Source organism: Bacillus sp. FSL K6-1560 (assembly GCF_038592935.1).
GTDB classification, from domain to species: domain Bacteria; phylum Bacillota; class Bacilli; order Bacillales; family Bacillaceae; genus Bacillus; species Bacillus subtilis.
On record NZ_CP151946.1, the window covers coordinates 2902587 to 2922795 of the forward strand.

General features: G+C 44.8%; 19 protein-coding genes. 3 read left to right on the forward strand and 16 right to left on the reverse strand.

Annotated elements, in window-relative coordinates:
- Window positions 1-7: 7 nt before the first annotated feature.
- On the reverse strand, window positions 8-961 hold the full coding sequence (locus NYE22_RS15530; RefSeq protein WP_014479545.1) for an N-acetylmuramoyl-L-alanine amidase: 954 nt from the start codon (window positions 959-961) through the stop codon (window positions 8-10).
- A gap of 120 nt (window positions 962-1081) precedes the next feature.
- On the opposite strand from NYE22_RS15530, the gene NYE22_RS15535 reads away from it, so the two are divergent.
- On the forward strand, window positions 1082-1339 hold the full coding sequence (locus tag NYE22_RS15535) for a YciI family protein (protein WP_003232731.1): 258 nt from the start codon (window positions 1082-1084) through the stop codon (window positions 1337-1339).
- A 30-nt stretch (window positions 1340-1369) separates the two neighbouring features.
- Here NYE22_RS15535 and phrA read toward each other — a convergent pair whose 3' ends face one another.
- The 3 genes from phrA to yjoB form a co-directional block, all read right to left on the reverse strand.
- Window positions 1370-1504 carry a phosphatase RapA inhibitor PhrA gene (gene phrA, locus NYE22_RS15540; RefSeq protein WP_003245487.1) on the reverse strand — a complete coding sequence of 45 codons (135 nt, stop codon included), beginning with the start codon at window positions 1502-1504 and terminating at the stop codon, window positions 1370-1372.
- Window positions 1494-2630, reverse strand: a complete 1137-nt coding sequence (gene rapA / locus NYE22_RS15545) for a response regulator aspartate phosphatase RapA (protein ID WP_015252291.1) — start codon at window positions 2628-2630, stop codon at window positions 1494-1496. Before rapA ends, phrA begins: the two co-directional genes overlap by 11 nt.
- A gap of 144 nt (window positions 2631-2774) precedes the next feature.
- Window positions 2775-4046, reverse strand: a complete 1272-nt coding sequence (gene yjoB / locus NYE22_RS15550) for an ATPase YjoB (protein ID WP_072175748.1) — start codon at window positions 4044-4046, stop codon at window positions 2775-2777.
- A 148-nt stretch (window positions 4047-4194) separates the two neighbouring features.
- Between yjoB and NYE22_RS15555 the strand changes: the two genes are divergently transcribed.
- A complete protein-coding gene (locus tag NYE22_RS15555) occupies window positions 4195-4659 on the forward strand; it encodes a DinB family protein (RefSeq protein WP_015715724.1) in 465 nt (154 codons plus the stop codon).
- 224 nt (window positions 4660-4883) lie between these two features.
- Entirely contained in the window at window positions 4884-5648 is a 765-nt protein-coding gene (locus NYE22_RS15560) for a sulfite exporter TauE/SafE family protein (RefSeq protein WP_014476525.1), read from the forward strand.
- Window positions 5649-5686: 38 nt separating this feature from the next.
- Here NYE22_RS15560 and NYE22_RS15565 read toward each other — a convergent pair whose 3' ends face one another.
- From NYE22_RS15565 to NYE22_RS15620, 12 genes are all read right to left on the reverse strand, one after another.
- Complete coding sequence (locus NYE22_RS15565; protein WP_134991562.1) at window positions 5687-7180, reverse strand: altronate dehydratase family protein; 1494 nt, start codon at window positions 7178-7180, stop codon at window positions 5687-5689.
- Window positions 7177-8619 carry a tagaturonate reductase gene (locus tag NYE22_RS15570; RefSeq protein ID WP_161985936.1) on the reverse strand — a complete coding sequence of 481 codons (1443 nt, stop codon included), beginning with the start codon at window positions 8617-8619 and terminating at the stop codon, window positions 7177-7179. Before NYE22_RS15570 ends, NYE22_RS15565 begins: the two co-directional genes overlap by 4 nt.
- A gap of 75 nt (window positions 8620-8694) precedes the next feature.
- The gene (locus NYE22_RS15575; RefSeq protein WP_161985935.1) at window positions 8695-9696 is read right to left on the reverse strand and encodes a LacI family DNA-binding transcriptional regulator; all 1002 of its coding nucleotides are present in this window, start codon (window positions 9694-9696) and stop codon (window positions 8695-8697) included.
- 87 nt (window positions 9697-9783) lie between these two features.
- The gene (locus tag NYE22_RS15580; protein WP_021479487.1) at window positions 9784-11052 is read right to left on the reverse strand and encodes an MFS transporter; all 1269 of its coding nucleotides are present in this window, start codon (window positions 11050-11052) and stop codon (window positions 9784-9786) included.
- A gap of 47 nt (window positions 11053-11099) precedes the next feature.
- Window positions 11100-11936, reverse strand: coding sequence for an SDR family oxidoreductase (locus NYE22_RS15585; protein WP_283857283.1), 837 nt, complete (start codon window positions 11934-11936; stop codon window positions 11100-11102).
- Complete coding sequence (uxuA, locus tag NYE22_RS15590) at window positions 11933-13012, reverse strand: mannonate dehydratase (RefSeq protein ID WP_077670641.1); 1080 nt, start codon at window positions 13010-13012, stop codon at window positions 11933-11935. The genes NYE22_RS15585 and uxuA overlap by 4 nt, the downstream gene beginning before the upstream one ends.
- Before the next feature lie 24 nt (window positions 13013-13036).
- The gene (locus NYE22_RS15595) at window positions 13037-14056 is read right to left on the reverse strand and encodes a zinc-binding alcohol dehydrogenase family protein (protein ID WP_077670640.1); all 1020 of its coding nucleotides are present in this window, start codon (window positions 14054-14056) and stop codon (window positions 13037-13039) included.
- Window positions 14057-14061: 5 nt separating this feature from the next.
- A complete protein-coding gene (gene allD, locus NYE22_RS15600) occupies window positions 14062-15075 on the reverse strand; it encodes an ureidoglycolate dehydrogenase (RefSeq protein WP_021479490.1) in 1014 nt (337 codons plus the stop codon).
- A gap of 104 nt (window positions 15076-15179) precedes the next feature.
- Complete coding sequence (locus tag NYE22_RS15605) at window positions 15180-16559, reverse strand: MFS transporter (RefSeq protein WP_032725496.1); 1380 nt, start codon at window positions 16557-16559, stop codon at window positions 15180-15182.
- A gap of 67 nt (window positions 16560-16626) precedes the next feature.
- Window positions 16627-18048 carry a glucuronate isomerase gene (gene uxaC, locus NYE22_RS15610; protein ID WP_038828741.1) on the reverse strand — a complete coding sequence of 474 codons (1422 nt, stop codon included), beginning with the start codon at window positions 18046-18048 and terminating at the stop codon, window positions 16627-16629.
- Window positions 18049-18244: 196 nt separating this feature from the next.
- Window positions 18245-19423, reverse strand: coding sequence for an FAD-dependent oxidoreductase (locus NYE22_RS15615; RefSeq protein ID WP_003232765.1), 1179 nt, complete (start codon window positions 19421-19423; stop codon window positions 18245-18247).
- A 39-nt stretch (window positions 19424-19462) separates the two neighbouring features.
- Window positions 19463-19885, reverse strand: a complete 423-nt coding sequence (locus NYE22_RS15620; RefSeq protein ID WP_003220510.1) for a DUF1641 domain-containing protein — start codon at window positions 19883-19885, stop codon at window positions 19463-19465.
- Window positions 19886-20209: the final 324 nt, after the last annotated feature.

A 20209-nucleotide genomic window follows, 5' to 3' on the forward strand; every position in this document is an offset into this window, starting at 1 on the left:
TTTTCATTTACAGCTTTTCCTCCAGCTTCGCTTTCGTTTTCGGACCGTAAATCCCATCAGCCGTTAAACCGCTGACAGACTGAAAACGTTTCACTGCATTTGCTGTTTTCGGTCCATAAACGCCGTCAACGCCGTGATTTTTCGCTCCTTTATCAGGATAAAAATAAAGAGCGGCTAAAGCGGTCTGCACCTGCTTTACTTTTGTCCCTTTCGTCAGCGGGCTTGTCACTTTGATCACGCCGGATGGGAGCGGATATGAGGATGCGGCATGGCTTTTAGAAGCAGATGCCGTCTGAGGCAGTTTGATCACTTGTCCGACTTTAATGTAATTCGGGTCAGTAATATGATTGATGCTTTGCAGCGTTTTCACACTGACTCCGTGTGATGCGGCAATCCCTGACAATGTGTCGCCTTTTTTCACATGATATACAGACGCTGAAGAAGAGACTGCAGCTTTTTTAGCTGATAAGCCCCCGTTTAATTCCTTTTCAATTGCCGCCTTCACTTGATCCCAGCGCCCCTCTGATAAAATGCGGTGCGGGCAATACTTTCCGTTCCAGTCCTGGTGCTTTCTCACACGATCGATGCCCCAGCCGCGCTCCTTCAAAAGCTGTGCAACAAATGAAATCGCCAAGGCTTCAGCTGCCTCATACTTCGGGCCTCCCGATTTGCTGTAGCAAATCTCAACACCGATTGATTTGCGGTTTCCCGGACCGTTTGTGCCGTCACCAGTGTGCCAAGCGTTTCGGTTAAGCGGCAGACCTTGAATCACCTCTTGATCATCGACCGCAAAATGAAAGCTTGTCGAGCTTGTGTTCCCGATCATATAGCTGATTTCATTGGCCGCTGATGCATCGTTTGCCGTGTTGTGAATGGTAATGTATTCAGCGGACATTGCATTAGGACACTTCAACGCGTATTTCGCCTCAGAAACCAAATTTTTCTTTACTGGAATGCTCACCTATCATCTCTCCTTTTCTTTTTTCATAAATAGGTGGCATTCGTAGGACGAAAAGCTCATATCATCTATCACCGTAATATGGATAAATGTGTTAAACTGAAGTTCACGGAGGGTCTGAATATGTATACATATTTAATGCTGACAATGAGAACGGAGAAATTTAATCAGGAGCATGTGGCTGGGCACTATGAATTTCTGGATCGTTTACAAGCAGAAAAACGTTTAAAAATGTTTGGGCCATTTAGCGACGCCACAGGCGGAGCGTATGTCATCGAAGCAGATTCACTGGAAGAGGCAGCGGAAATCGGCCATGCGGATCCGCTGGTGGCAAGTGGATCTTCTGAGCTGACGATAAAAGAATGGAAGCTGAAGAAATAAAAAAGACCCCTAAGGGTCTTTTTTTATGCATCATGTTTGATTGCGTGCCGCAATATGAAATGTTTTCCCTTCTGTGTTTGCTGTTTCACCTGCATGAACCATCACCTGAGTAAAGCTGAACCCGACCGCAACGAGCAACAAACCTGACATCCATTTAGATTTCATATAAACAATCTCCTCTCTGGATTTGTTTTTGTGCGTGCACCATTTTCTCATAAAATGAAAGTGCTTTTTCGGGCTGTCCGTTTTCTATATAGAATTGGGCAGCATCATGCGCCAGCTCTTCAATATAAGGATACAGCATATGTTCTTCAAGAAATTGAAAGGTGTGTGAGACTGATTCTGTGTCTATGTTTTTTCCGTATAACGCATGTAAAAATTGAAAAAGCTCCACGAATAATTCATCACTGTATTGACGGGCGATTTCCAATCCTTCACGATACTTTTTTTGCGCTTCGGCGTCATTTTTTTGTTTATACAGAACTTGTGTTAAAGAGTAGATAGAATGCGGAAGATTATCGAACTTTTCCGACTTGCAAATAGAAACAGATTTCTCAAAGTATTCGGCTGCCTTTTGCAGTTCACCCATTTTCTCATAGCAGTTTCCGAGATTATACAGGGCGGAACTGATCAGGCGGGGATTGCCTTCTTTCTTTGCAAGATCTAAAGCCAGTTCTAAGTGGGGCAATGCTCTTTCTGGATACTGCATATCATCATAATTACCTGCAATAACGAATTCACATTGGATTCTGCGGACGGTGTACGTTTCATACATTTGGTATGTTTCTAATGCCTGAACGGCGTAGCTCATCGAAACATAGGTTTGTTTTAAATTGTAAAAAATCTCAGCCATTTTAAAAGCAAACTCGGCTTTCTCAATATCATCCGAGACGAGGGCAAGATTCTTTTCTGCCCGTTTATAATACATCATGGCACTGACAAACATCTTCTGCTTAAATTCATACATTCCTCGAAAAAAATTAAAGTAATATTCGAGAAGCCCTGTCAGCTTGTACTGATTCCCTTCGATGTCTTCTAATAATTCTGAAAACTCTAGCTGCGACGTGTCCTCTCCAAAAGGCTTAATGTAATCCAGCATGACACGATGCCTGAACTCCATTAAAGAATAATACAGCAGCAAATCTTGGTCTTCTTCCATATCCTCAATTTCTCTTTCTACTTCGAGCTTGACCCGTTCGGCTTCAGCGACGTGGAACTGCCGGATATGAGTATACCATTCATTAATTTTAAGCCCGACATAAGAGGACGGAATCGTCTGCTTCATCCTCAATTAATCCCCCCTTTTGAATTACCCGAGATATGTCATATTTTATCATATTTACAAGAAAAAGAAGAACGCAAAATAACCGCAATTGTCGAATTTCGGCTAACCGCAACAAAAAAGCACGGGTTTTTCAAACACCCGTGCTTTCTTTTAGTGAAAACCGACTTTGTTTCTTTCCATCCAGCTTCCCCGCTGGCTTTTTCTTTGCTCTCCTGTCATGTTTTTCACCATGGTTTCAATATGGTGATTCCCTTCTTGGTGCCATTGAAGGGCTGAAGATACATATAATTCTCCCAGCTGTGCAAAGGAAAAGCCTTCTGTAAGTTTTGCGGCGTTTTTTATTTCTCCTTCACTCAAAAAGATGCCAAAGCCTCTCATTTTCATATATTCCAGCCGCAGCTCTTCATCCGGAAGCCCGATTTCATAGGCACGGTCAAATCGCCCTGCACGATTCATCAAACCTGGATCGATCTCTTCGGGATAGTTTGTCGTACCGATGAGAAATAGCCCCTCTTTTGATGTCGCGCCGTCCAGCGTATTGAGAAAAAAGGACCGCACATCTTCCGGCATCGAATCTATATCCTCGATGACCAGAACTGCAGGAGCGAGGCGTCTCGCTGCCTGAAAGACTTCTTCTATTGTCTCGCTCGACGTAAATTCAGTAATTTGCCAATAAGCAACAGGTGCATCGATACTGCCTGCGATCGACTTCACTAACGTCGTCTTTCCGTTTCCAGGAGGTCCATATAACAGAATGCCGCGCTTGTAAGGGATGTCATATGTTTGATAAAACGATTTATCATTATGAAAAAACTGATCAATTGATCTGTATATCTCCTTTTTCAATAGCGGATTCATGATGACTTGACTCCGCTGAACCTCTCTGACAATGGCTTCCTGCTCTCTTGAAGTCCCTCCATCTCCATCCGTAAACACGGTCACTTTCCGCTTGCTTTTTTCCCAAAGACGCGGTCTGACTCCCTCCAGAAATGCACGCATCCTTTCATCGTTAACCGCAAACAGACAATCAAAACTCATAATGCTCCCATCTTGAAAATATGGAATTCTGGCAAAAGCAACTCCCTTTTCAGGATACGCGTATACACTGTTTCTTATAGACTTATAGACGGTATAATCCGGTTCTTTCTCATCTTCATCGTAAGCAAAGGTTTTCTTTTCAAGCTTTTCAAATATATATGCCACATGCTCAGGCTCCAATGAACCGCTGCGGACATCTTCTACAAGAAGCTCCCAGTATTCCGTATTTGGATCATCACTGGCATAGAGCTCATAGAATACACCGTATTGATCATAAAGCGTTTCTTCAATCCGTGTGATAAGGTAACCGAAAGTGCCGTAGCCCGCCGCAGCTCTTTCATTCTCTTTTTCTTCGTACTGATAAATGAAAGGTATATTAGTCATGTTTATACTCCATTTCATGTTTTGTGAACGTTATATATACGATTGACATAGCATTTTGTTTCATCCCACAGCATATTACTTGTGAATTCATAACCGTTGATATAGGATTTCATTGCACCATTTATTTTTACATATGGAGGAGATCATAATGAGCCAATCCAATCAAATTGTCAGCCATTTTTTATCCCATCGAAACGTGACCAATGAGCTTGCCGAAAAAATCAGCAAAGACCATTACAGCTACAAACCGGCAGAAACATCAATGTCAGCAGAAGAGCTGGTCAAACACATTCTTACGTCTTTCCACTTGTTCGCAAATGTCATTAAGGAAGGCAATGCCTCACCATTTCAAAACAAGCAGGAAGAAACAGAAACAGACCTCAATGTTCTGGCAAAAACATATACAGAAAAAACGGTCGCTATCCTTGAACAGCTGACTGAAGAGCAGCTGGACAGAGAAATTGATCTGACATCCGCTTTCGGCAGAAAAGTCACAGGCCGCGCGCTGCTTCAGCTTGCAATGGAGCATGAAATTCACCATAAAGGCAACCTGTTCGTTTATGTGCGTGAAATGGGCCACACTGAGCTTCCTTTCTATCAGCAGCGCATGTAGCGTAAACAAGAAAAAAGATACCTGTTAAGAGGTATCTTTTTTTTGCGCCTTTAGTACTTCTCGATTTCGTCCAGACACTCATTATAGGGCAAATGAATAGAGATATTGAGCATACCAAAATTTCAAGCAGCTAACGTGCAAAAATTCAAAAAATTTAATTGATTAACGCGTCCTAATCATATATAATCTGATAAAAATAGTCGGGTTTTCAGGAGGCCTTTATCATGAGTGTAAGCATCATATTGATGGGTTTGTTTGTCGGAGCCTTAGTCGGATTGACGGGAGTGGGTGGAGCGGCCTTATTAACTCCCCTTTTAATTGTGCTTGGAATTAATCCTTCCATCGCGGTCGGTACAGATCTTGTATATAACTCGATCACAAAGCTCTTTGGCGTTGCCTCCCATTGGCGGCAGAAAACGATTAACTTTAAATTGGTAAAATACTTAGCCATCGGCAGTATTCCGAGTGCTTCGCTAGCCATTGGCATCTTGCATTTGTTCCCCGCCTTTCACCAGCATCAGGAAGAAATTATTAAGCACGCTCTAGGATATGTGTTAACGCTGGTTGCCATTTCAATCATCGTTCGTTTGTTTTTGGATAGAAAACTTCGTCCCAACCGCTGGCAGCTGATGCCGCTTGAAAATAAGCGGGCTCTGACGATTCTTATTGGTGTTGTGTTTGGGTTTATCGTCGGCTTAACATCAATCGGTTCCGGCTCATTATTTGCAATCGCCATGATTTACTTATTTAACATGAAAGCGTCACAGATTGTCGGAACCGATATCGCGCATGCATTTCTTCTTGTTACGGCAGCAGGCATTTTGAACGCTAGCTTCGGAAGCGTGGATTACATGCTGGCAGCTAATCTGCTCATTGGTTCAATTCCCGGCGTGCTGATCGGAAGCCATCTTTCGCCTCGATTCTCCCCGCGTCCGCTGCAATTTATTATGGCGTCCATTATTTTAGTCAGCGGTTTAAAATTGATTTAATGAAGAAGGCTATCCGCTTGAAGGATAGCCTTTTCTTATTATAGCGTCACACCCGATTTAAAAATGGCGAGTTCTCTGAAATCATTTTTTTCATGGTTCACAAGCTGGCCGCTTGCCACCTCAACCATATAGTGGATAAACTCACGCAGCACATATTCCTCATGAACATCATCCTCTGCTAAAAGGCCTGCGTTAAAATCAATCCAATGCGGCTTCGCTTCATACAGCTCGGTGTTTGTCGCTACTTTCACCGTCGGGACAAAGGTGCCAAACGGCGTGCCTCTCCCCGTTGTAAAGAGGACAATTTGGCAGCCGGCCGCCGCCAATGCGGAGGAGGCGATCAAATCATTGCCTGGCGCGCTCAAAAGCGTCAGCCCTCTTGTCTTGAGCACTTCCCCGTATTTCAAGACATCCGTGACAGGAGAAATCCCCGCTTTTTGCGTACAGCCCAGCGATTTATCCTCAAGTGTAGAAATGCCGCCCGCTTTGTTGCCCGGTGAAGGATTTTCGTACACCGGCTGATCATGTTTGATAAAATATTGTTTAAAATCATTGATTAATTGGACTATCTTATGAAACACTTCTTCATTGGCAGCCCGCTGCATCAGGATGGTTTCTGCGCCGAACATTTCCGGTACTTCCGTCAGCACCGTGCTCCCTCCCTGTGCAATGAGATAATCTGAAAAACGGCCTAGCAGCGGGTTTGCGGTTATGCCGGAAAAACCGTCCGAACCTCCGCATTTCAGCCCGATCTTCAGTTCAGACAGCGGAATGTCTTCTCTCTTATCTCCTTTGGCCGCTTCATGAATTTCCTTCAGCAAAGCAACGCCTGCCTCCATTTCGTCGGTCACCGACTGGGATTCCAGAAACTTCACCCGCTTCAAGTTCACATCTTGCAGTGCTTCCTTCATTCTTGCCAGCTCATTGTTTTCACAGCCAAGCCCTAACACCAAGACGCCGCCGGCATTTGGATGGCGAATGGCATTCAGCAGGATTTGCTTCGTATTTTCGTGATCATCGCCAAGCTGCGAGCATCCGTATTGATGCTTTAACACCAGTACGTTATCAAATGGAGCGATATCCCCTGTTTCTCTGACAAAACGCTGCAGCATTTTTTCTGCTATTCCATTGACACAGCCGACAGTTGGGACAATCCACAATTCATTCCGTACACCCGCATCTCCGTTTTCTCTTCTAAAACCTTTAAACGTCCGGTTCTCATTAGTATACGGATTTTCATCAAATCTCGGTGTATAGCTGTATGATTGGATATCAGACAGGTTTGTTTTCGTATTATGGACATGAATATGCTCTCCGATCGAGATATCTTGTGATGCATGACCGATTGGAAACCCGTATTTAATGATGCTGTCATTTTCTTTAATAGGCTGCAATGCAATCTTGTGGCCTCTTTTTATATCATCTTTTACTTCAATCGACACGCCGTCCGCATGCAGCCTCTCTCCCTTTTGGATATCCCGCAGAGCAAGAAGGACATTATCTTGCTTATGAATCTTTATAAACGACTTCAACGTACCTCTCCCCCTTGTATGCAGTATTGTTCAAGAGCCCGCTGCATGCCCAGCTCATGAATAAGATTCAAGTAAACAGCGACTCTATCAGTCAGCTTCGGTATCTCATTGAGATCTGCCCCCCACAGCCGCTGTTCGCCTAACACTCTTGATGCAATCCGAAGCATGTCGCCATCCTCCTGACACCAAACCTCTTTGAAAAATTGAAGCACTGCCGGATCATCCTGCAATGTCTCATTATTATGATAAAAATACAGAAGAGCGCTGAAAGAAAACACCAAGCGTTCAGGAAGCTGTCCCTTTTGTTCAGCATATTCCTTAAGAGTCGGCAGGTTTCTCGTTTTGAATTTGGAAACGGAGTTCAATGCAATGCTTTCCAGGTAATGCTTAATATACGGGTTTTTAAAACGGTTCAGCACATCGTCAGCATACTGAGAAAGACCTTCCATTTTTAAAACAGGAAGAACTTCGTCATCAATCAGCTCTCTTATAAATCGCCCCACTTCCGGATGCTCGACAGCATCTTTAACAGTTTTCAAGCCGTATAATAAAGCCACTGGCGTCATTGCTGTATGAGCGCCATTTAAAATTCTTACTTTTTTAGTCCGGTATGGGGTGAGGTCGCTGACGATCTTTGTATGGAGCCCTGCAGCCGCAAAGGGAAGTTCTTTTCCAATCCAATCAGGCCCCTCGATAACCCATAAATAATATTGCTCTCCCACAACTATCAAATCATCCTGATAGCCAAGATCCGCCGTGATCTCATCAATGCTGTCGACGGGAAAACCCGGAACAATCCGGTCTACTAAACTATTACAAAATGTATTAGCCTCATGAATCCACTGTGTAAATCCTTCCTCCAGCTTCCACAGACCTGCATAATGAAGAACCGTTTCCTTCAGCTTTTCACCGTTGTTCTCAATCAGCTCACATGGGATTAGGACACACCCTTTTGTCTGATCTCCTTTAAAAGCCTGATAGCGGAAGTAGAGAAATGCAGTTAATTTCCCAGGGAATGTTTTTTGCGGCCTATCCTCTAAACGATCTTTTTCATCACATACAATCCCAGCCTCAGTGGTGTTGGAGATGATAAACCGAAGCCTTTCGCTTGATGCCAATTCTTTGTATGCTTCATAATCAGAAAACAGGTCAATCCCCCGGCTTATTGAGTTGATAATCATATGCTCGTTTACCGCTTCTCCGTCTTTCATTCCTTGTAAAAAAAGCGTATATAATCCATCTTGCTGATTTAATCGTTTGATTTTTTCTGAGCCTCTTGGCTGGACAACTGCCACGCTCCCATTAAAATTAGCGTGTTGATTCAATTGATCAATCTGCCAATCAACAAATCCCCGAAGAAAGTTTCCTTCTCCGAATTGGAGAATTTTTTCTGGATACCGAGTATAGTGATCGTACACATTTTTATTCAGTTTCTGCATCCTTATTGCCTCCCTCTTTTTATGCACACGTTAACATTTTTCTTTATAAAAGAATGCCCGCTGAAAAACGGGGCATCACGTCGTCAATCGTCTGACTGAATCACGCACCATGAATTTTGTGTTTTCCAAGATTTTTTCTGCTTTTGTTTCGGGCTCGCTGATCAGAGACAAGAGTTTTTGCGCACCGAGCACGCTGATTTTCTCCACTGGGCGCTTTACTGTTGTAAGTCTTGGCGTGATGTACTGTGAAAACCCAATATCATCAAACCCAATCACCGAAATATCATCAGGAACGCGCAGGCCCTTTGCGAATATCGCATTCATCACTCCGATTGCCATGTCATCATTCGAACAAAAAACAGCGGTTGGAGGATTCGGCAGTGCCAGCAGCCTCTCCATCGCTTGAAAGCCGCTTTCCATATCGTACTGTCCTTTGACACTGTATTCATGCTTGATCGGAATATGATGTTGAATCAGTGCAGATAAGTAGCCTTCCTTTCGCTGCTGGGAGGATTTAAAGCCTTCGATCCCCTCGATGATGGCGATGTCTTGATGGCCGGACTGAATGAAGTATTCTACAGCTTCTTGAGAGCCTTCCTTGTCATTGGACAAAATATTCGTGATGGTGCGATCATCAATATCACGATTCAGCACGACAAGCGGAATGTTTTTTTCGCGAATATGGTAAATGAAAGAATTATCAATGTCACTTTGGCTCATTAAAATGATGCCGTCATACCTCATCGGTGTAACGGAGTCATAGTTTTTCAGATCATCAATGCCGCGCACATACAGATTGTAATCCTCACTTATGGCTTGATTGACGCCTTTGATTGTGTCTGCAAAGAAGCTGTGTGAGGTTCCGTTTGTAATGCTTGTAAAGAACAGCCCGATCGTATGCGACTTTTGCATCGCCAGGCTTTTCGCATTTACATTTGGTGTATAGTTGAGCTGCTCTGCTAGCTCTAATATCTTTTTCTTCGTATGTTCTTTGATGTAAGGACTGTTGTTGAGTGCTCTGGAAACGGTTGTGTGGGATACGTTTGCGAGTTTTGCGATATCTTTTATGGTTACCATCTAATTCCCTTCCTTATCATACCGGCTGCGATTATTTACTGTATATTGTATCATCAAACATACCGCCTCTCCCACTATATTTCCAGATTAATAAGACACAGGATTCTCAGCTTCTGTTCCTGCTGGCTTGCCAATGATTGGACGGACAAAACGAATCACAGCAAGTGAAGCGAAGACAGCCAGCCCTCCGGCAAGCAAAAATGCTCCAGAAAACGTGCCTGTTTGGTCAACAATAAATCCGGTTAGAGCCGGGCCGATAATTCCTGCCGTGTTGGCGAGGAAATGCATGAAGCCGCCAACAGAACCGACATTGTTTTGATCAACCACATCTTGAATGACAGCCCAATAGATAGCACCGGTCAAATAAAGAAAGAACACTGACAGAGCGACAAGAGTGACAGCCCCCGCAGTCGTTGCCACAAGCCCGGCAAAACCAATCAGGACAGCTGATGAAAACAAACACGTGACAAGCACAACCTTGCGCGAGAACAGCACACCTTTTCGGGCCGTTTTTTTGTACACATAGTCAGAAACAAATCCCCCCGCAGCCAGCCCGATAAAGCCTAAAATCCACGGGATGACCGTAATGACACTCATCGATTCAACACTTAATCCCCGTTCGTCGACAAGATAGCTCGGAAACCACGTCAAAAAGAAGAAGAGGATGTAGTTGTAAGCGAAAAAAGCGAACGCCGTGAACAGGACCGTTTTTTGCTTCAGGTAAAAGGTGAGCGGAATTTTTTCTCCGGGAGACGTTTCTGCTTTTATTGCCGGTGCTTCCTTCATCGTCTCTTGCGGCTTTTCTTTGACAAACTTGAACCAGAGCACTGCCCATATCAATCCAATAATCATAATGAGAACGAAGGATACCTTCCAGCTGAACGCCACTGCGATCATGCCGACTATCGGGCCAGAAATGGCTCCCCCGAGCGGCGTGCCGCTGTTGGTTACACCGATAACAGACGCCCGCTGGGTCGGCGGGAACCAGTTGTTCACCATCTTGTTGATGGTCGCCGAAAGCGGGCCTTCTCCCATTCCGAAGAGAATGCGTATAATCAGCAGGCTGACAAAGCCAAAAGCGAGGGCGACTGCTCCGCTAAACAGCGACCAAACAACCATCGCGACAAACAAGGTCAGCTTTGCCCCATAGCGGTCGGATGCCACGCCCCCAAGAAAGTTAAAAATGGCATAACCAATCGAAAAACTGCTGAAAATCAAGCCCATTTGCGTGGCAGACAATGTGAGATCATCCTGAATAAAAGGAGCTGCAATGGAAAGCGCCGAGCGATCCAGGTAATTAATCACCCCTGCCAGGAACAAAAAAAGGATAACGGGAAGCTTATCTTTTGAAAACATCTCAACCTCACCCCTATATTGGTTCAGTTTCTGTTGCATCGCTTTCGTTACACACCTGAATAAGCCATAAATCCTCCATCGACAGGAACGGTGATCCCAGTGACAAAACCGGAATAGGATTCATCCGCCAGCCAAAGAAGCGTACCGAGCAAATCCTCGGGTTTTCCGAAGCGCTTCATCGGTGTTCCCGCAATAATTTTGTGAGATCGGCTGGTGAATGTTCCGTCTTGGTTGATCAGCAGATCATGATTTTGTTTTGTCAGAAAGAAGCCTGGGGCAATCGCATTGACCCGCAGCCCGGTTTCGGCAAAATGAACAGCCATCCACATCGTAAAATTATTGATCGATGCTTTGGCGGCACTGTATGCCGGAACCTTCGTCATAGGTGAATAAGCACTCATCGAAGAAAGATTGATAATCGCGGGTGAATGTGCCTTCAGCAGTTCTTTACCAAACACTTGCGAGGCCAGAAACGCACCGGTGAAATTGGTGGAGAATACAGTTAGAAAGCCCCTCTCATCCATATCAAAAAAGGATTGGCCTTCTCCCGCTTCTTCATATGTCTCCACATCGGTTATCGCGGCAGGATGATTGCCGCCAGCCCCGTTAATTAACAGATCAACAGCGCCAAATTGGCCAAGGATGTCTTCCTTTGCCCGCTCCAGTGACATCCTGTCCAGCACATCCGCAGCAACAGCGCACGCTGTGCCGCCAGCCGCCGTTATCTCCTTCACGACCGCTTGGCCTTTTTCAGCCGTCCGATTCAATATCGCCACCTTCATGCCATGACGGGCTAGCTCCCGTGCCATCGCAGAGCAAAGCACGCCGCTGCCGCCAGTGATGACAGCCGTTTTACCAGCCAGGTTCTCATGCAGCGGGATCATACGTCCACCTCTTTTTTTGCCATTGCTTCATAGGCGTCCCACAGCCCGTTCAAATACATGATGCCAAGTGCCCGATCGTATAAGCCATATCCCGGGCGGCATTGCTCGCCCCAAAGATGGCGCCCATGATCCGGTCTGACATATCCTTCGTAATCCTGCTTATGCAGTTCTTCCATCACGCCTTGAATGTTGATTGAACCATCCTTTGTTAAATGAGATGTTTCAATAAAATCACCATTCTCATAAATTTTCACATTGCGAATATGTGAAAATGGAGCGATGCCGGCATACGTTTTAGCGATCTCCACCATGTCGTTAGCGGGATTGGCTCCCATTGAACCTGTACAAAGGGTGATACAATTAGACGGTGAATCTGATATCGCCCGCAGTTTCTTATAACTTGCCTCTCCTGTGATAATGCGCGGCAGTCCGAAAATCGGCCACGGCGGGTCATCCGGATGAATGGCCATTTGAACACCATAGGCCTCAGCAACAGGAAGAATTTCCTGCAAAAAGAATGATAAATTGTCCCATAGCTTTTCTTCATCGACCGTTCTGTAGGCAGCAAAAAGCTCTTTGATCCGAGCCAATTTTTCGGGCTCCCACCCCGGCAGTGTCATGTCAGATGCATCCTCCACCGTCCGAATCAGCTCTTGAGGATCAAGGCTTTCCACCTTGGCCTTTTCAAAAAACAGAGCGGTCGATCCATCTTCTAGCGGCCGGAACATGTCCGTGCGTGTCCAGTCAAAAACCGGCATAAAATTATAGCAGATCACTTTCACGCCAAATCCGGCAAGGTTGCGGATCGTTTGCTTGTAGTTTTCAATATACCGGCCGCGTTCTTCGTTCCCAAGTTTAATCGCTTCGTGAACATTCACGCTTTCTACAACTTCAGCATGAAAACCATAGGATTGAATATATTCGGTCTCGGCTCTGATTTCTTCTTTTTCCCACACGTCGCCGACAGGCTTTTGATGGAGAGCCCAAACGATGCCTTTGACTCCGGGAATTTGCTTCACGTGTTCAAGTGTGACTGTATCGTTGCCTCGTCCATACCATCGGAATGTCATATTCATGCTCGCACCTCCGGATTCAGTCATTTAATCAAACGTGATGACGGCTTTCCGCACCTGATCTGGATGCTCCTTAATAAACTGAAATGCGCGATGAACGTCATCAACTGAAAATGTATGGGTCACCAGTCCGTTATGCACTAACCGGCCTCCATTCAAAAGCTCTACCACTTTTGGAAACTGATTGGTCTGCAATCGCGATCCGGTTATCGTGACTTCTTTTTTTGTAATTGGCAGCTGTGAAATCTGAGCAGCTCTTTCATCAAATCCAAGCACAACCACATGTCCCGCCGGTGACACAGCCTCAATTGAAAGTGCAAAAGTCTCCGGCAGGCAAACAGCATCAATGACCACGTTTGCTCCTTCATTCCCAGTCCATTCAAGGACACGCTCGGCAACATGTTCTGCTTGGACATTTACAACAGCATCGGCGCCGTTTTCTTTCGCAAATGCCAGCCGCTCGTTGTTCAAGTCAGTCATCATGACAGCAGCGCCCGCCAGCTTTGCCATTTTCAACACACAGATCCCGATGGGCCCCGCTCCCTGGATCAGGACGGTATCACCTTTTTTCACCTGGCCTCTCCACACTGCCTGGGCGCCTATCGTATAAGGCTCGGCCATGACTGCTTCCTCCCAAGGCAAGTCCTTTAAGACCGCGTGAAGCTGCCTTTCCGGAAGCACAATATATTCCCGCATGCCTCCGTCCTCATGTACGCCAAATACAGAAAGCTTGGCGCAAACATTCGGCCGCCCTTTGCGGCAGGCATAGCACGATCCGCAATAAGAAATCGGCTCAATCACCACATGATCACCGGGTTTTAGGCTCTGTACATTCGCACCAACTGCCTCCACTTGTCCCGTTACCTCGTGTCCGATAACTCTCGGGAGGGTAGCAAGCGGATTCGTTCCATGATAAATGTGCATGTCTGAACCGCAAATGCCGACTCGCTTGACTTTCACGAGCACTTCATCATCCTTTGAAAGAACTGGCTTCTTCACCTCCGCTGTCACCAGATCATACGCTTTTCGTACTTGAACCGCTTTCATTTTACTCACCTGCTTTTTAAGAATTCATACACGCTCCGAGCGATAGAAATTCCGTTTTTCTTATTTCTTTCTTCATGCAGCTGCTCGATCTCGCCGGGCACATACACTCTTTCGAATCCAACAGCCGGCGGTGATTGCTGCAGTTCATCAATCATGGCATCCATCTGCTCTAAAAACGTATCCCAGTCAGTAAAAAAGGCTGGATTGATCGCGCAAACGTAATGCCCCAGCTTTCTTTTTTGATCAAGGCCGCTGTACATTTTGGCAATATGAGGGCCAAAAGCCGCGCCCGCCAGCAATCCTGAAAACACATCCACCACAATCGATAGTCCATAGCCTTTCGGGCCCCCGAATGTTGAAAGTGAGACGACCTTGTCAGGATCAGTTACTGCTTCTCCGTTTTCATCGACTCCCCATCCTTCAGGAATTTCTTTGCCCTCTTCACGGGCCTGCAGAATCTTCCCAAAAGCCACTTTGGATGTCGCCATATCTAGGATAAACGGTTTTTTATGCTTAGCCGGAACACCGTAAGCAATCGGATTTGTCCCTAAAAAAGGAGTCCTCCCCCCAAACGGGACAACGATACTGTCTGTATGCGTCATTGCTATTCCGATCAGCTTTTCGTCAGCCGCTTTTTGCACAAAATAGCTTAGCGCTCCGCAATGGCTGCTGTTTACGGCCGTGACCATGCCGACTCCTTTTTTCTTCGCCATGTCAATTGCATGGTCCATCGCCATGTCGCAATTCACATGACCGAAACCATCGTCTCCGTCAAGCACCCCGGTCACAGGCCCCGTTTCTTTAAAAACAGGCTGTGCCCCAGGATTGATCCCTCCCGCTAAAAGCCTGTTCACATAGTGTTCTGTGCGCAGCACGCCATGCGAATGTACATTGCGCAAATCAGCGTGTACGAGAACATCTGCTACTTTTTCAGCATCTCGTTCATTCAAACCGGCACTGGCCAGCTTTTGCCGAACGAGTTCCTTTGCTTCTTTAGCTGCAATTGTTATCGTTTTCAAGCAAGTGCCTCCTTCCTTTTCAGTTTTTTGGGCACTCTCCTAGCGAACCCCCTACAAACACATTTTATTTACAAATTATTTTAAATATTCTCTATATTATATTGTCAGATCTTTTGCTGAAGATCCTGAACGATCTGAGCATGCTGCTGGTCTGTGAGTTTATAAAGAAAGCCGATAATGATCATCGCTAATGCCAAAGCAATGGCCGGATACAGAAGCAGAAGCGCTTTGATGCCAATCAGCGCCTGTGCTGTCTGGACTGCATTCGGGACATAGCCGATAATCCCCAAACCGATCCCCGAGAGAAAGCCAGACAAAGATTGAGCAAGCTTTCTTGAGAAATTGAAAAGTGAATATGTCGTTGCTTCCTTCCGTTCACCGGATTTCCATTCGCCATAGTCGATAATATCGGAGACAAGAGCCCACGTGATGCCATTTGGGATACTGATTCCGATAAAGGCGATACTGGCGAGAATTGTAAACACATATACGTTAGATGGGAGCATAAAGTTGATCAGATCCGCGGCCACACTGATGCCGAAGCCGATCATTGCCGTTCGTTTCTTTCCAAACATCTTGACGAGCTTTGGAAGGAATACGACGCCCAAAAAGGAAGAACCAATAATGATGAAGTTCATATAAGCCATTAATTCAACATTGCCCAAGTTATATTGTGCGAAATAGACGAGCATGGCGGATTTAATGTTGTATGCGGAAATTGAAAAAATCGTCATCAGGACAAGGGTTAACAGCGGTTTATTTGTAATAAATGTTTTGACGACAGATGAGAGTGTTAATTTTTCTTTTGGTGCTTCCGATATGACAATGCGCTCTTTGCAGTTGCGGTAGCAAATATAAAACCAAAACACACCGAGCGCGGCGAACAAGCCCATGACCACTGGGTAGCCGACCTTCGGATTATCAAACTGGACGAGCAGCGGCATCACAGCCACACTTGTGATAAACAAGGCGCCAAGTGATCCGATTTGGCGGAACGTCGAAATGGAGGTCCGGTCCTCAGAATTTTGAGTCATCGCTGCCCCTAATGAGCCGTACGGAATATTCACAAACGAATAGCCGATGCCCCAAATCATATAGGATGCATATGCATAAATCAGTTTTCCGGTCGTTGATACATTGGGAGACAGAAAAATAAGAACAGTAAGCACCGCAAGCACGATGCTGCCGATTAATAGATAAGGCCTGAATTTCCCCCGTTTGCCGATATTTTTGCGATAATCGATTGATGAGCCGACAATTGGATCTGTTATCGCTGCAAACAGCTTACTGACTAAAAAAATGCCGCCGGCCATCGCAGCGGGGATTCCCGCTACATCAGTGAAATACTTCAATAAATAAATCTGGCCGAGATCAAACATAAAACCGTTGCCAAAATCACCAAAACCATAGGACATTTTCTCTTTCAATGAAAGCCTTTTTTCCGTTTCGACCGACACAACCTTATTTGCCAGTTCAGTTCGCATGTTCCACCTCTGTGTCTTAAGAATTTTCGGATAGTGATCCGCTCAGCGATACTGAGCGGATACTTTGTTACACGTTTGCTTTCTCTTCTTGAAATTGAAAGTAGTGTTTCGCATTGTCATAGCAAATCCCCTGAACGATGCTTCCCAGAAGCTCCATATCGCGCGGCACTTCGCCGTTTTCCACCCATTCTCCAATCAAATTGCAGACGATCCGCCTGAAATATTCGTGGCGCGTATACGAAAGAAAGCTTCTGGAATCGGTGAGCATGCCGATAAAACGGCTGAAAAGGCCAACATTTGATAACGCTTTCATTTGGTCGAGCATCCCGTCTTTAGTATCGTTAAACCACCAGGCTGTGCCGAATTGTATTTTTCCTGGGGTAATACCGTCCTGAAAACTGTTGATCATGCTGGCGATGACATAGTTATCATTTGGATTCAGTGAATATAAAATCGTTTTCGGCAGCTGGTTCTTCATCTCAACTGAGTTCAGCAGCTTGTATAAAGGCTTAGCAATTTCTTCATCGTTCATTGAATCATAGCCTGTATCAGGTCCGAGCCTTTTCATCATTTTTGTATTCGTGTTTCTTAAAGCGTTGATATGAAACTGCATCGCCCAATCGAGCTCCGCATACAAACCGCAAAGAAACTGAAGCGTATGTGTCTTAAATTTCTTCTCATCTTCATAAGAAACCTCTGTTCCTTGTAATCTGTCAGAAAAAATCCGTCCAGCTTCTTCTTTTGTTGTTTCGGCAAATACCATTGAATCTATCGCGTGATCAGAAACTCTGCCGCCGGCTGAGTGGAAGAATCGTACTCGTTTTTCCAACGCATTTAAAAACTCATCATAGGTTGTAATCGATATGGCGGCGGCATCTTCAAGCGCCTGCACCCACTCAGGAAAGCCTTCACGATTGATCTCAAGTCCTTTATCCGGCCGAAATCCAGGCAGCACGCTGACAGGAAAGTCTTTGTCTTCTCTTAATAATAGATGGTATTCAAGAGAATCAACAGGGTCATCTGTGGTGCACACAACTTTTACATTTGATTTCACAATTAAATCCCTTGCCCCGAAGCCTTCCCCTTTGAGCAGTTCATTTGTCCGTTTCCATATAGCCGGCCCAGACTTCTCGTTTAAAATCTCATAAATGCCAAAAAAACGCTGCAATTCTAAGTGAGTCCAGTTATAGAGCGGATTGCCGATCGCCATCGGCACGGTTTTCGCCCAAGCCATAAATTTCTCCTCATCAGGCGCATCTCCGGTGATGTATGTCTCCTCAATTCCATTGGCTCTCATGATGCGCCATTTATAATGGTCACCATACAGCCAGGCTTCCGTGATGTTTTGAAATGTCTTATTTTCATAGATTTCTTTCGGACTTAAGTGGCAGTGGTAATCAATAATTGGCATGTCTTTCGCATAATTATGATAGAGGCTGACAGCGGTTTCATTTTTCAATAAAAAGTTTTCGCCCATGAAGGGTTCCATGTCCTCACCGTCTTTCATTCTATTTCAAAATGTTAACGTTAACATTTTGATTTGTTTTTATTTTACCTTTATATTCCTCTGGGATCAATCTCTTTTTTGAAAATGAAATGTTAACGCTGTCATAAACATAAAAAAGACATTGCCAGAAAGCACTCGGTAAGGAACGCTTTTGGCAATGTCAGATTCATTAAAAGGATTAGTAAGCCAGGCTGAAAAGTCCTTTAATGTGAGTTAAGTAGCGTACGTTACTTGCTTCTTTCATCAAGGAAGCAGGAAGACCTTTAAGCGGTGTAGAATTAGCACCAATGATGGCAACCGCGTCTTTGCGTCCAAGGCTTGCAAGTGTACCAGAGTTTACTGGCTTGAATGTTTCAAGCGTTTTGCCTTCCAGGTAAGCGAATAGGTTGTAACCGATCAGCTCACCCATTTGCCATGCGATTTGTGCAGTTGGCGGGTATGGACGGCCGTCTGGACCGAAGTAAACTGCGCTGTCTCCAGCAACGAATACATCTTCATGAGATGTAGATTGCAGGAAGTCATTTACAGTCGCGCGTCCGCGGTTCACTTCTAGACCTGATTCACCGACTAATGGGTTACCTTGTACGCCGCCAGTCCAAACAAATGTGTTGGCAACAACTTTAGATCCGTCTTTCAGATCAATTACGTTTCCTTCTACATTTGTAACAGGAAGACCTGTTAAGAACTCAACGCCGCGTTTTTCAAGGCTTGCAGTCGCACGTTCGATAAGATCATCCGGAAGAACAGGAAGGATTTTCGGACCTGCTTCAACAAGTTTCAATTTGATTTCTTTATGGTCTACGCCGTATTTTTTCGCAAGGTTCGGCATAATGTCAGCAAGCTCACCAACAAGCTCAACACCTGTTAAGCCGCCGCCGCCGATAAGGATTGTTGCATCTGCTTCGTTTTTCGTTTTAGAGTACTCGCGCACACGATCTTCAACATGTTGGAAGACTTTGTTCGCATCAGCAGCAGATTTCAATACCATGCTGTTTTCTTCAAGACCTGGGATGCCGAAGTAAGCCGTTACAGAACCAAGACCTACAACAAGCGCATCGTAAGTTAATGTAGAACCGTCAGCAAGCGCAACTTCTTTTTTATCAACAGAGAAAGAGCTTACTTCCGCAATTTTAAGATCAATGTCTTTGCCTTTGAAAAGTTTTTCTAATGGCATTGCAACCGCTTTTTCAGACACGTTGCCTGCAGCAAGGCGGTGTAATTCCGTAATGATTTGGTGAGTAGGGTATTTGTTTACCACTGTCACGCGTGCTTGTTCTTTTGTGTAATGTTTGCGAACTGTTAGAGCAGAAAGAACTCCGCCATAACCAGCGCCTAGAATGACAATATGTTTTGACATCGTATATCCTCCGTCCTTTATATCAATTTGAATCTGAGATTATTTTTGGTTTTCGCGTTCGTTCATGACTTCAAGGTAGCTGTTAGCAAAACGGAACAGCTTTTGAGCTTGAGGATCTTTCAGCATGCGAAGAAGGCCGAAAAGACCAATTGTTTCGTTGCTTGCTTCCGCGCGGTCTTTTGCTTCAATCGCAGTCGCAGCTACTTCTTTCGCTGTTTCTTTTACAGGCTCGAGAATTTCAGTGATCGCACCGACTGTGTCGCTCTTTAACACTTCGTCAGTCGCTACAGACTGAGCGAAATCATAAGACTTCGTTAAAATATTCACTAACTCAGTCAGCTTCGGAAGCTGGTCAACTAAAACAGTCAATGATTCTTGAACTTCTGGCTTTAATAGCTGATCAATAAGATCTTGCTGGCTTTGGCTGACAGACGCATTTGTTTGATCGATTGTTTCTGGCATATCCAATTCTCCTTTACTATAAGCAGTTTGCTGATTTTTTTGGAAAGGGTAGTGCCTCTCCCTGTCTCACGCTTTTAAGGCATAAGAATAAGGATTGTGAATTCGTGCACAATCATTTACAAAAATAAATGTTTACTACCCAGTTTTTCATCTTGCCATATTCAGTATTATTTTTATCTAAAAATAAACAATTGAATAAGTCAAAATCCTTTACTCTCTCTGAAAATAGCAAACACAAAAAACTCCAATTCGATTACCTTCTATATGATAACACTTTTTGAACAAAATTTGAACGTGAATTGCTTCGATTATGAAATTAATTTA